Origin of the sequence: Streptomyces sp. NPDC093111, assembly GCF_040683955.1 — a bacterium.
Lineage (GTDB): Bacteria > Actinomycetota > Actinomycetes > Streptomycetales > Streptomycetaceae > Streptomyces.
On record NZ_JBFBNW010000017.1, the window covers coordinates 47071 to 59614 of the forward strand.

At 74.1% G+C, this 12544-nt stretch carries 8 protein-coding genes; 7 read left to right on the top strand and 1 reads right to left on the bottom strand.

The window, feature by feature from the left end; translation table 11 throughout:
• The first annotated feature begins 397 nt into the window (after positions 1-397).
• Positions 398-952, top strand: coding sequence for a hypothetical protein (locus tag AB0Q96_RS28405; protein ID WP_365330319.1), 555 nt, complete (start codon positions 398-400; stop codon positions 950-952).
• A gap of 118 nt (positions 953-1070) precedes the next feature.
• On the top strand, positions 1071-1832 hold the full coding sequence (locus AB0Q96_RS28410) for a sigma-70 family RNA polymerase sigma factor (protein ID WP_365330321.1): 762 nt from the start codon (positions 1071-1073) through the stop codon (positions 1830-1832).
• 186 nt (positions 1833-2018) lie between these two features.
• Here the strand turns inward: AB0Q96_RS28410 and AB0Q96_RS28415 are convergent, their stop codons facing one another.
• Positions 2019-3734 (bottom strand): ricin-type beta-trefoil lectin domain protein, encoded by a 1716-nt coding sequence (locus AB0Q96_RS28415; RefSeq protein ID WP_365330323.1) that lies wholly within the window; start codon positions 3732-3734, stop codon positions 2019-2021.
• A 542-nt stretch (positions 3735-4276) separates the two neighbouring features.
• Between AB0Q96_RS28415 and AB0Q96_RS28420 the strand changes: the two genes are divergently transcribed.
• The 5 genes from AB0Q96_RS28420 (at position 4277) to AB0Q96_RS28440 (ending at position 12407) form a co-directional block, all read left to right on the top strand.
• Positions 4277-7600, top strand: a complete 3324-nt coding sequence (locus tag AB0Q96_RS28420) for a WD40 repeat domain-containing protein (protein ID WP_365330325.1) — start codon at positions 4277-4279, stop codon at positions 7598-7600.
• Between the two features lie 8 nt (positions 7601-7608).
• The gene (locus AB0Q96_RS28425; RefSeq protein WP_365330327.1) at positions 7609-9282 is read left to right on the top strand and encodes a hypothetical protein; all 1674 of its coding nucleotides are present in this window, start codon (positions 7609-7611) and stop codon (positions 9280-9282) included.
• On the top strand, positions 9258-10379 hold the full coding sequence (locus AB0Q96_RS28430) for a hypothetical protein (protein ID WP_365330328.1): 1122 nt from the start codon (positions 9258-9260) through the stop codon (positions 10377-10379). The genes AB0Q96_RS28425 and AB0Q96_RS28430 overlap by 25 nt, the downstream gene beginning before the upstream one ends.
• Complete coding sequence (locus tag AB0Q96_RS28435; protein WP_365330330.1) at positions 10376-11749, top strand: hypothetical protein; 1374 nt, start codon at positions 10376-10378, stop codon at positions 11747-11749. Before AB0Q96_RS28430 ends, AB0Q96_RS28435 begins: the two co-directional genes overlap by 4 nt.
• Positions 11750-11816: 67 nt before the next feature.
• Positions 11817-12407 (top strand): SLATT domain-containing protein, encoded by a 591-nt coding sequence (locus AB0Q96_RS28440; protein WP_365330332.1) that lies wholly within the window; start codon positions 11817-11819, stop codon positions 12405-12407.
• The last annotated feature ends 137 nt before the right edge of the window (positions 12408-12544 follow it).

Genomic DNA, 12544 nt, shown 5'->3' on the forward strand with positions numbered 1-12544 from the left:
ATGCAGGTCCTCCCCCAGCTGGTCTCTGATTTGAGCGGAGTCTAAGCAGGCAGGCAGGCGGCTGGAAACCCTCTATCAACAACCGTCCGTTCGGAGGCTGTTCACATTGCCCCCACTTTCCATACATCTTCCGTTTCCTTGATCGCCCGTTTACACGAGCCACGTCGGCGCGAGAGTCACGACCCGAGCGGACGGACCCGCACGCCGCCCCCAAACGGGCGCCAACTCCCCTTGCGTGACAGATCAGTTCTCGCGTAGGTATGTCCCTGACGGGCCGAGGAGGCGGCCGCGCCATCACGCTGCCCCGACCCGACCGGAGGAGTGCACCGATGGGCGCGCAATGACACCAGGGCCACCCGCGCGAGGATTACGGGCCACGGCGTTCACGGGCGTCTGCGTGCTGCTCACGGCCACCGGCCACAGCCTCATGTCGGGCCGCCCGATCTCCGGCTGGCCGCTGTCCGTCGCCTTCGCGCTCACCCTGCCGGCCGCCTGGTGCCTGGCGGGCAGGGAACGCAACCTGCTCACCGTCGGGGCAGCGGCCATGACGACCCAGGGGACCTTGCACACGCTGTTCTCCTCGTGGCCGGCACCAGGCGCGCCCCCCATGCACCACATGCACACCGGTGCCTCATCCACGGCCCTGCCGTTGGCCGTTCAGCCTCCCCCGGAGACGACGTCGTCCTGGGGCATGCTGGTGGCGCACCTGCTGGCCGCGTTGCTCAGCGGTCTGTGGCTCGCGCACGGGGAGCGCGGGGCGTTCCGGCTGCTGCGGGCGCTGCCCGCCGGACTGTTCCGGCCGCTCGGTCTGCTCCTCGCCGTCGTGCCCGTCCCCGTGGACCGGCCGCGGTTCCGCCCCGTACGCCCGGCTGACGAGCGGGCGCCCCGGCGGCTCCATCTCGCCCACTCCCTCGTCTCGCGGGGTCCACCACCGGCAGGCGCTGTCACCTGATCCGACAGCTGGTTCCCCGAGCCCGCCGGCCCTCACACGGCCGCCGCTCGGGCCTCGGCCGTGCCCTCCGGCAGGCCGTACCCTCCGCCTTCCCTCAAGGACCCAAGGACCTGTGGCGATGACCCCTGCCCTCAGCCAAGACCCCACCCCCGACCCCACCTTCCATCCCACCCCCGATCCCACCCGAGACCCCTCCCGCGACCGGCCCCCGACACAGCCCGGCACCCGGCCCCGGCCTCACCCCCGTACCCACCACTCCGCCGAGTCCGACGCCGCCACCACCCTGCTCGCCCTCGCCGCCCGCGACGGAGACCCCACGAAAACCGACCAGTTCGTCCGCGCGCTCCACCGCGACGTCTGGCGCTACGTGGCCTACCTCAGCGCCGACCGCCAAGCAGCCGACGACCTCACCCAAGAAGTGTTCCTCAGAGCCCTCGCCGCCCTGCCCCGCTTCGAAGGCCGCTCCTCCGCCCGCACCTGGCTGCTCTCGATAGCACGACGCACCGTCGTCGACAGCCTCCGCCACGCCGCCGCCCGACCCCGACTCTCCGACCGCGACGACTGGCAGACCGCCGCCGAACACGCACAACCCCGCGACCTGCCCGGCTTCGAAGACGGCATCGCACTCACCGACCTCCTGTCCACCATCCCCGACGAACGCCGCAACGCCTTCGTCCTCACCCAACTCCTCGGCCTGCCCTACGCAGAAGCCGCCGAAGCCATCGGCTGCCCCGTCGGCACCGTCCGCTCACGCGTGGCACGAGCCCGCGCCGCACTGCTCGCCCTGCTGACCGAGGAAGGCGCGGCCCCCTCGAAGCTCATGGGCTGGAGAGCTCCGATGGCCCTCTGCTGCGCAGGGGGCGCGCTCGCCGGAACCTGATACCAGGCGAGCGGAGACGAGGCCGTCACGTACGCCTCGTCTCCGCTCGCCGGACCCGCCTGCACTCCACCCTCCGAACCGGTCTGCGCGGCCTGCTCCGGGATCACGAAAGGGCCGGCCCGGGACGGGCCGGCCCCTTGGCCGTGTTCGGGGAGCGGGTGCGGGGCTCGGAAGCCCCGGTGGGGGCTAGAAGCCCTTCACCACCCAGTCCTGGACGTCAGGGGTGGGGCTGCCCTGGGTCCAGAGGGTCAGCCAGACGCCGTTGCCGAAGGAGTTGCCCTTCGGGGTGATGGCCTTGCCGTAGGCGTTCACCGCGCTGCCGTCGGCCGACGGGGAGAAGCGCTGGACGTCGCTGGAGGGGTTGCACGTCCACAGGGTCAGGAGCGCGCCGTTGGTGTTCGCGCCGTTCGCTTCGGGGGTGATGCACTTGCCGCTCGCCTTGTGGACGATCAGGCCGTTCTCGTACTTCCAGCGCTGGACGTCCGCTCCCGTGCAGGTCCACACCGTGATCGGCGTGCCGTTGGCGGTGCCGTTGCCCTGGGGTGTCGCGCAGACGGAGCCCGCCTGGTGGAAGTTGGTGAGCCAGCTCCAGCCGTCGACGGGCTTGCCGGCGTCGGGCTCGATGTTGAAGACGACCCTGCGCGGTCCGCTCGAGTCCGCGAGCGCCTCGTTGGTGCCCCAGAGGCGCTTGGCGAGGGGGTCCCAGGAGAGGCCCTGGGTCAGCAGTGGCGCCTGGGTGAGGACGTGGGGCGCTTCGCCCGGCTTGGCCACGTGGACGCAGGAGTAGGTATCGGTGCCGCCCGGCCAGTACGCCGGGCACGCGCCGCTCATGTAGTAGTTGGTGCCGTCGGTGGCCGTGCCCTGGATGCCCCAGACGGGCGAGGTGTAGCCCGTGGTCTCCGAGGCCACCGTGGTGGGAAGCCCGGCGCCGAGGGCCGACAGGGGCCAGCGGACGATGCGGGCGCCCGCGCCGCCGCGGTTCTCCGACGAGACCAGGGCCGGCGTCGCGCCGGAACGGTCGACGCTGAGGCTGCTCAGACACAGCTCGCTGTTGACGGCCGGACCGCAGGCGCGGGGGCTGTTGTTGACCCAGGCGGTGGAGACGTTGTCGACCGCGGCCGTGCTGATCGTGCTGTAGCGGGCGACGAGCGGCATCGCCCAGAGGTGGAACCGGGCGGAGGTCTTGCCCGCGTTCAGACGGGTGTCGGCGCTCGTCGTGTCGTTCATGCGCCACATGCGGGTCAGGTCGAAGACCTGGAGCTCCGCGCCGTTGGCCACGAACAGCCGGTTGCCGTACCAGGCGACGCCGTCCGAGTGCGAGGCGTACGCAAGGGGCTTGAAGTTGCCGTTGACCGGCTCCACGAGCGCGATGTGGCCGTACTTGACCTGGCCGCCGGTCGACTCGGTGATCGTGACCCGCGCGTAGTCCTCGACGGTCGTCGGAGTCCGGCCCGCGACATACGTGCCGTGGTACCAGGCGGTGGCGGTGAGGGAGCGCCCCGCGTACAGCCCGTCGGCGGTGGCGGCATGCGAACCCGCGAAGCCCTGCGGCATCCAGCCGCCTTCGGTGTCCGCGTAGTTGGACCGGTCGTCCTCGTCGTCCCAGCAGAAGCCGTCGGGCTTGAGGGCGCCGTTCAGTCCGGTGGCGTGGCAGAGCCCCGGACGTCCCGTACGGGTGCCCAGGACGTCGGTGACGGACGCCTTGGCGACTCCGGCGGCTTCGGCGGAGTCGATGAGGCCCGTCTTGTCCCCGTCCACGCGGGTGAGCTTGAAGTTCGCGGTGAACGGGTCCAGACCGGAGGCGGCCTGGGCGGGCGTGGTGGGAAGCAGGACCGAGGCGGCCACGGCCGCGCCGAGTGCGAGCTGAACGAGGCGGTTTCTTCGCCCGAGCATGAGATTCATTCGGGCAGGCTAAGCATCTCCATCCGACCATGATCATTTCTTTCACCGGGTCTTCACGCAGGTCACAGGGTCTGCGCAGGCCTCGCGTCGGATGTCCGGCGGTACCTCCAACGGGCGGGAGCGGCGGTTGGCGGATCGACCGTCAAGCGTCGGATTCGGTGTCGCCGCTCGGCGGGAAGGAGCTCGATCCGGTTCGAGGTCCCCGGATCCGGCTGCGGTTCGACGAGGCGGACACCACCGGGTGACGGTCACCGCCGGCGCTCCGGCTAAAGATCTCGCAATCCGGCTGATCCCAGGGCGTTCCCCTTGTCACAATGGCGCCGCTGGGCCGTTGCCCCACGTGTGCCGGGGCCGATCCGAGGAGCCGTGGGCGGCCCGGGGGGAGCTGGGGATCGGTGAGTGGGCGGGGTTCTGGCGCGGCGGGGGGCGCGGTGGATGTCGGGGTTCTGCTGACGCGCATGCCGGGGCTGAAGGACCGCGAGAAGGTCAGGCACGCCCTGTTGTCGGCCGGGCAGCCCGCTTTCTCGTATGTCAGGGAGCGGGTGGCCGCTGAGGACGTCGCGGCCCTTCGGGTGGTGCGGGACCAGGTGACGCCCCTGCACGAGCTGCTGACACCTCGGGCGGCGGCGGCGTCGACCGTGCGGGCGCTCGTGGGACAGGGGCCCTTCGTGGCCGAGGAGCCGGCTGCCGTGCAGGCGCTGCGGGCCTCGGCGGCCATGGGGCTCGCGCTGGTCGGTGACGCGGAGGGCAGCCCCGGCGAACTGGCCGTGGGGCTGATGTGGCTGCGGGGGTCCGGGGCCCATCCCGGTCACGAACAGGTCGACCTCCAGGGCCTCCTGGCCCGGGCCGACGCCGGTCACGCCACCCGGCTGCGCCGCCTGATGGACGGCCTCCCGCCGGACGGGAAGGACCTGGCGCTGCCCGCCCTGGCGTGGCTCCTCGCGCTCGACGGCGCGCTGCCGGAGTCCCGGCCGGTCGCCGAGGCGACCGTGCTGTTCGACGACGGGCGGGGCGGCGTCCGTGGCACGCTCGGCGTCGCCGTCCTGCCGGCGGGGCCGCCCGCGCTGCTCCCCGATCCCCGCCGCATGTCGGGGTTCCGTGGTGACGCACGCTTCCAGGAGTCGCTGCGCGACGCGTGGAACAGCGCCGGCGAGCGGCCCGCCACCACCGTGCTCTGGTCGCTGACGGACGCGGACGGTGTCGTGGCCATGGTGGAGGACAACTCGCTCGGCTGCGCCTTCGCCGTCCTGCTGGACGAGGCCGAACGGGCCGGCCGGGCCGGGCGCCTCTTACGGCCGTCCACGTTGCGCCGGATCAACCCGCGTACCGCGCTCATCGGCGGCCTCGACGCGGAGCGGCCCGCCGCGCTGGTGTCGGTGGGCGGCTACCGGGCCAAGCTGAGGGCCGCCGGGGAGGGTGCCAACGTCGTCCTGCCCGCCGCCGACCGGGACGAGGCGGAGCGGGCCCTGGCGGGCGGCTCCACGGACCGTCTCCTCTTCGCGTCGACCGTCCAGGAGGCCGCCCGCCTGGCGCGGGTCTGGGACTTCCCGGTCGTCCGGCGGTGGAGCGCCGGGGCGATCGGTGTGCTCACCGTGCTCGTCCTGCTCAGCCTGTTCCTGGTCAACGTGATCAACACCCGGAGCGAGGCCGAGTCGCGCAGGGCGCTGGCGTCCGACCTCGCCGCCGAGGCGATGCTGCTGCGGGAGAGCGATCCGAGGCTGGCCGCCCTGCTCGGCCTCGCCGGGTACACGGTGGAGCCCGACACCCCGCGCGCCGTGCTGGCCATGCGGGACGTGCTGGAGGCCAACGCCGGGGTCCGGCTGTCGTGGCAGGCCAGCCCGGAGAGCGTGCGCAGCATCGCCGTCGACGACCGGCACGGGCGCCTGTACACCGCCGGGAACGACCCGTACCTCAAGTCCTGGGATCTCCTCACCGGCAAGAGGCTCGGGATGTTCGGCGGGCGCTTCGCCGACCTGGTGTTCGACGACGGGAGCGGTCTGCTCGCGGCCCGGGACGAGACCGCGGTGTCGGTCTTCTCGGTGCTCCAGCCCGTCCCGCGGCTCATGGGCCGGCTCCGCGCGCCCTCCTGCGGCGGCAAGCACGCCAGGCCCGTCGCGAACACGTTCGCGCACAACGGGGTGCGGCTCGTGGAGGTGATGGACGACGGTGCCGTCGCCCAGTACGACACGACGACGCTGGAGGAGCTCTCCTGCGTCCGCACCCAGGACTCCTTCACGGGCGGCCGGTTGGTCGCCGGCTTCGCCGGCTCCGTGATCGACGCCACGACCGCCGAGAGCCCGCGACCGGACACCCTCGGGAAACCGCGGGCCGAGGAGAAGGCCCTGCTGCTGCTCTCCAACGGCGGCGTCGCGGCGATGGGGATCGACTCGCGCAGGCTCACCACGGAGGTCGAGGCGAGCGAGGTCCAGGGCCAGGCCCTGCAGATCGACGCCAGCGACTCCGCGGTGCTGCTCGCGACCCCGGGCGGGGTCCAGGCCTGGGACCGGCGCAGCCGCCGGACCCTGTCCTATCCCGTCGGCGGGCTCGCCTACCGTCCCACCGCCCTGGCCGCGCAGGCGGGCAGCGTCGCCATCGCCGGAGGCGACGGCACCGCCCTGGTCCCCGTGGGCGGCTCCTCCAACCGGAACAGCAGCCGGAACCTCGAAGTGCCGCTGGGCGGCCCGGCCGTCACCGCCGCCGTCGGGAACCTGTCCACCGTCGTGGCGGGCGGGCGGGGCGGACGGGTCAACGTGCTGGACGGCCGGCCCAGGACCCTCCATCTGAGCCCCGCCACGGACGCGGACATCGCCTCCTTCGGTCCGGACGGGCTGCTGCTGATCGCGCACGGCGAGGAGTCCGGATCCGACAGCGTCTACACGGTGGACCCCGGCGCCGCCCCGAAGATCTCGCTGAACTCCGCGACGCAGAGGTACCAGCATGTCGCGCGGTACCCGCTGCCCAACGACTTCCTCTTCCGGGACGGTGCCGTGACGGGGAGCCTCGTCGCCGCCGTCGGCCGCACCGAAGGCAAGGCGGCCGCCGCCGTGTGGACGGGGCAGGGCGCCGAGCCGCGGGTCCTGTTCGAACCCGCCCTGGACGGGGCCGCCGCCGACTCCGGCACCCGCTTCTTCACCGACGTCGCCTTCGTCCCGGAGGCGGAACTGCTCGTCGCCCGGCACGCGACCGGCCCCCTGGTGATCTGGTCCACCCGGACCTGGCGGCCCCTCGGCACCGTCGGGCTCGGGTCGGGATCCGGTCTGGCCGTGCACGGCACCCGGGCCATCGCCCTGGAGGACCGGGGGCCGGGCGTCCCCCGCCTCGTCCAGATCGACCTGACGACCCGTACCGTCGTCCGCACGGCCACCGTCCCCGGGGCCCGGCTCCTCGCCTGGAGTCGCGACGGATCTCGCGGCGCCGTGCTCACCGCGGGCAACACCGTGCGCTACCGCGACGCCGACCTCCACGAGACCGGTGAGCCCCTGGTCCTGCCCGGGACCGCCGAGGCGCCGACGGCGATGGCCCTGTCGGACGACGGCGGGCACGTCGCCGTCGCGGTCGACGCCAAGGTGCTCGTCCACGACACCCGCACCGGCCTGCCCGCCCTGCCGTCCCTGCGCGCCGGAGCCGCCCGCGACGTCATCGGCCTCTCCTGGTCGCCGGACGGCGACTTCCTCGCCGGGGTGATCCGCCCGGACGACACCGACTACTACCCCGCGGGACCCGCGGAACTCTGGCGGGTGGGCGGCATCGACTGGCGTCAGCAGATCTGCCGGTGGACCGGCGGCGCCGACCTCAGCCGCCAGGAATGGCAGGCCCACATCGGTGACCGCCACCCCTACGTCGACCTCTGCGCCGAGACGAAGTGAGCCGCCCCATGCCCCGCACCCCACGCCGCCCCCGCAGAATCCTGCCCTGCGTGCTGGCCGCCCTCCTCGCCGCCGCCGGGTGCACCTCCGGCGGCGGCGCACCCCCCGCCCACGCCCCCTCCGCCACGTCACCGGTGCCCACCGGCCGGGAACCCGACCGGCAGCACCCCGTGCTCGCCTATCTGCGGTACGAGAATCCGTCGGCGCTGGCGGTCGTACTGGCGGACTCCGCCGGCCGGACCTGGCGGACGGCCTCGGTGGCGCCCGTCGACTCGCCCATCGAGGGCGACTGGTCCTGGCCGTCCCGGCTCGTCTGGTCGCCCGACGCGAGCCGCCTGGCGTGGATCGACTCCGACACGTCGTACGACACGGGGCAGATCCACCTCCTCGACGTGCGCAGCGGACGGCTGACCGAACGGCCCTGCCCCTGCAGCGGGATCGGCTTCCTCGGCGACGACGCCGTCAGCCTCAGCAACGACGGCAGTTCCCTGCTGCTCTTCCCGGCACAGGGCAACCCACGGCGCGTCGCGCTGTCCGAACGCCAGCACCCGTACGCGAAGCTGGCGGCCGGCGGGACCGACGACGTCACCCTGTTCTCCCCCCTCCCCGACGCGCCGGACGTCCTCCGCGGCCAGGGCACCCTCGGCAGTGCGGACCGGCACGGCACCGTCCGGCCCCTGCTGCCGGGCAAGGAGCGCACCACCTTCAGCGACGCGCGGCGACAGCCCGGCGGCAAGGGCCTCGCCTGGTCGAACCACGATTCGGGAGGGGCCTGTTGGGGCATGGAGAACGTCTTCACGGAAGACGTCACCACCGCCGCGCCGCGCCGCGCCGTTCCCACCGACACGGCCTTCCGGCACGCGCTGGTGTCCCAGGCACGCCTGGTGAACTCGCTGGAGTGGGCGGGCGACGGACTCACCGTCACCTACGGCGCCTTGCCGGGGTGCAACGTCATGTACCCGGAACGGAACGCCTCCTACTACCTGCGCGACGGGCAGTGGACCTACCTCGGCGGCGGCATGCTCGACATCGCGTTGGGGGCCGCCGGCCGGGTCGTACGCCTCGAAGAGCCCGTGTACCCGGACTCCTCCTCCGGCGCCCCGTCCCAGCCCACCACCGGCACGCTCACCCTCACCTCCGGCGGCCGGAAGCACGTCCTGGACCGCGGGGTGTCCCGCTTCGCCCTCACCCCCGCCGAAACCGCCGCCGCCGGGCCTCCCCCGGCGGCGGCCCCGCAGCCGGCGGAGGGCGTCAGAGGCGAGGACGACCACGGCACCGAACTGCCCACGGCCGTACGGGAGCTGGCCCGCGCCATCGAGGCCGCCGCGCAGCGGGGCGACACCGACCGCCTCGTCGCGCTCTGCGACCCGTGCAGCCCGGCCGAGCACGCCTGGATCCGCGCCGCCGACGGCACCCGGACCGTCCTGAGCGCCATCCGCACCCACCCCATGCGCATGTCCACCGGCGTCGACCTGGTCTACCCGAGCCTCGGCGAGTGCGCGGACGACCCCGGCCAGGACACCCCCTGCACGCCGCAGCAGCTCCAGGACGCCGCCGTCCTGGGCCCGAAGGCCGGACCGGGCTTCGACCGCACCTACTCCTTGGGCGGGGCCGTACGCGTACCGCTCACCCTGCGCATCGAAGGAGGCACCGCACGATGGACCGGGATCGGCGCCGGGTGATCTGCCCCGCGCCCACGCTCCCCCAGCAGGCACCGGCCGGCGCGTCCGCCCGGCCGATCCTGACCGGGGACACCGTCGAAGGCCGACCCGTGCTCGGCTTCCATTGCACCGCCACGGCGGCGCCCACCCCGGCCGACGACCGGCTGCTCCTCGCCGGCGACGAGCACGCCGGGCGTCCCGGGCACCGAGGCACCGCCCCCGCCGACCAGCCGAGCCTGGTCCGCACGGGCCTGCCGCCCGGCCGGCAGGTCGCCCCGGAGCGGACCCACCGCCCCGACGACCTGAAGCCCGGCCTGGCCGACCGTCTCCGGGCCCTGCTGCACGGCCCCCACGCCCCGCGCTTCGCCCCGGACCTGCTCGCCCGCCTCGCCGAGGCCGGCCACCACACCTGGGTGAGCGGAGGCGCCCCGCGCGACCTGCTGGCCGGCGGCGACCCGCACGAGGTCAACGACCTGGACCTCACCGGCACCGCACCCGCCGGGGCCTTCACCGAGACGGCCCGGCGCGTCCTGGACAGCGAGGGCACCGGGGCGGAACACCCCCAGCGGTTCAGCCCCGACACGCTCGTCTGCACGGTCCTCGACCCGGTCGCCCGCACCGCCGGGCCGGGCCTCGACTACCGGGGCCTCGGCCTCGCCGGCACGGTCCTCCCGGCCACGGGCACGGATCTCCTCCAGGACAGCCGGCAACGCGACCTCACCGTCAACACGCTGCTCTACGACCCCCGGAGGAACCTGGTCCTCGACCCGCTGGGCCGGGCGCTCGACGACCTCGCCGACGCCCGGGGCGGGCGCCGGATCGTCCCGGCCAACACATCGGCCGATCCGCTGGTCCGTGCCGAAGTCCTCCTGCGCGGGCTGAAGTTCCGGCTGCGCTGGGCCGGCGCGGACGTGGACGACGAACCCCTGCGGGCATGGGCGCGGGCGCTGCCGGCCGATCTGCTCTCCTCGCTCGACGAGGAGGCCTGGCACCGTCTCGCGACGCTCTGGACCCAGTGCGTCCCCGACGCCGGCGCGCCCGCCGTGGACGAGGCCGTCCGGCGACTCGGCCCCGTCGCCGTCGCGCTCCGCGCACGCTGCGAGGAGGCCGCGTCATGACGACGCCACCCCCCGAAGGGCACGCGGGGACCCCGCACCGCCCCCTCAGCGACTGGATCGCCCGGGTCCGGCCCGGCGCGCCGGGGCAGCCGCCGTCCCTGGGCCGCATCAACGACGGGGACGAACGGGCCGACGCCCGCGCGATGCCACGGTTCGCCACCCGGTCCTGGACCCGTACCAGCCTGGTCGTCGAACGGGCGGGCTCGCTCAGCCGCTCCCTGGCCCTGCGGGCACCCGACGGGACCACCGTCGTCGAACTCGACGACTTCGGCGCGCCCGTCGGCGTCTCGGAGCGGGGCGCCGCGCTGATCTCCCGTCTGGAGGAGCAGTGGGCCGATCCCCCGGCCGGTGCCGACGTCGTCGACGGGCTGCGCGCCGAGAGTCTCCCGCTGCGCTACTTCCTTCTGCACCGCCTCGGCCGCGAGACCGCACCGCCGCCACGCCTCTTCCACTGCCTCCCCTGGGAACGCGTCGACGCCGCCGCCCGCTCCGCCGCCGCCCTGCTGCGCGCGGAGACGGACACCGCGACGCCCACCGCCCCCGCCCCGCCGCCCGACGGCGAGCTGCGCCACTGGTTCACCCCGGCCGCCTCGTCGCTCGCGGGCCCCCTCCAAGTCCTCGAAGCCGGTCTGCGCACCGGCCGGACCGGCCCCTGGTACGGGCGGGAGGCCGCGAGCCTGCTCGGCGGCCTGCTCGCCGCGCGACCCGAGCGGCTGCCCGCCACCACCCGGCGCGCCCTCGCCGAACTGGCCGACGCGCTGGGCGAGTCGGACCGCGCCCTGCGCCACCCGGCACGGCTGGCGGCCACGTGGCTCACCGGCGTGGGGCCGATCGCACCCGTCACCCTGCGCAGGAACCTCGACTCCGACTTCGCGCTCCAGGCGTCCTCCGGCGAACAGCGCTCCGGTCAGGGCGAGTTCCTGGAGGCGTGGCCGGTCGCCGCCGCCCTCACCGTCACCGGCGGCGGGCTGCTCCAGGTCGAGCTGGAGATCGAGGATCATCCCTCCCCGCCGGTCCGGCGCCGCACCGACGGGCCGCTCTGCCAGCCGGTGACCGTACGGTCCCTCGGCGGCGCGGACGCCGCGTCCGCCACGCCGATCAGCCGGTACTGGATGCTCCTCACCCCCTCCGGCGGCACCCTCCAGGGCTTCGTCGCGGTGCCCGTACCGTCCGGCTCCTTCGAGGTCGACCTCGACGCACCCCCCGTACCCCTGCGCTTCCTCGACCGCGTCCCGGCGGGGGAACTGGAGGCGTCCCTCCCCGCCAACGAACGGGTCACGCTGACCCAGTGGCACACGGTGATCGACCCCCTGGACCCGCACCACCCGGCCCGCACCGCCCTGACCGCCTACACGGAGCGGCGCTCCTGACCTCAACTCACCTGGGTATGGCGGCGATTGAGCCTCATCGGCAGGAATCCGCCGGTAGCGTGACCCTGTGGACATTGAGGATCCGATCGACCCCGGCCCCGATACCGGCCCCGGCCCCGGCCCGGATACCGGCTCCGGCTCCGGCTCCGACACCGACACGCGCCGCCGTCGGGCCATCGCGGCCGAGTTCCGGCGGATCGAAGAGAGCGCCATGTACAGCGCGCAGTCCCAGTTCGAGGAGACGAAGCGCTGGCGTGCCGTGAACCTCCTCCTCGGAGTCCCCGCCACCCTGCTCGCCGCCGTCGCCGGCACCACGGCCCTCCTCGACTCCGCCGGAGCGACCACCGCCGGCATCCTCGCCCTGCTCTCCTCCGGCCTGGGCGCCGTCCTGACCACCGTGAACGCACCCCAGCGCACCGCCCAGGCGGCGGCATCGGCCAACTCGTTCCTGGAGATCCAGACAGCCGCCCGGCAGCACCGGGAGATCGACCTGGACCACTGGACCCCGGAGGAGGCCCGCCAGGCCCTCACCGCCCTGACCGCGCGGCGCGACGAGGGGAACGCCAAGGCCGAGGTCCCCAGCCGCCGCGCCTACCGCAAGGCCCAGGCGAACCTGAGGGCGGGGACGCAGACGTACGAGGTCGACGGCGAGACCTGAGCGGCGCCGGCGATCGCGCCCCCAGCCGCCCCACCACCCCACCACCCCACCACCCCACCGCCCCACCACCCCACCACCCACCGTGCGCACCGTCGCGTGCGCCGAGGGGGCGCGCGCCCCTGCCGGTCGGGTGAAAT

What these genes read in the sequence shown, in the direction of transcription:
- AB0Q96_RS28410 (WP_365330321.1), top strand. Translation starts at nt 1,071, where the DNA reads ATGACCCCTGCCCTCAGCCAAGACCCCACCCCCGACCCCACCTTCCAT.
- AB0Q96_RS28415 (WP_365330323.1), bottom strand. Translation starts at nt 3,734, where the DNA reads ATGAATCTCATGCTCGGGCGAAGAAACCGCCTCGTTCAGCTCGCACTC.
- AB0Q96_RS28425 (WP_365330327.1), top strand. Translation starts at nt 7,609, where the DNA reads ATGCCCCGCACCCCACGCCGCCCCCGCAGAATCCTGCCCTGCGTGCTG.
- AB0Q96_RS28430 (WP_365330328.1), top strand. Translation starts at nt 9,258, where the DNA reads ATGGACCGGGATCGGCGCCGGGTGATCTGCCCCGCGCCCACGCTCCCC.
- AB0Q96_RS28435 (WP_365330330.1), top strand. Translation starts at nt 10,376, where the DNA reads ATGACGACGCCACCCCCCGAAGGGCACGCGGGGACCCCGCACCGCCCC.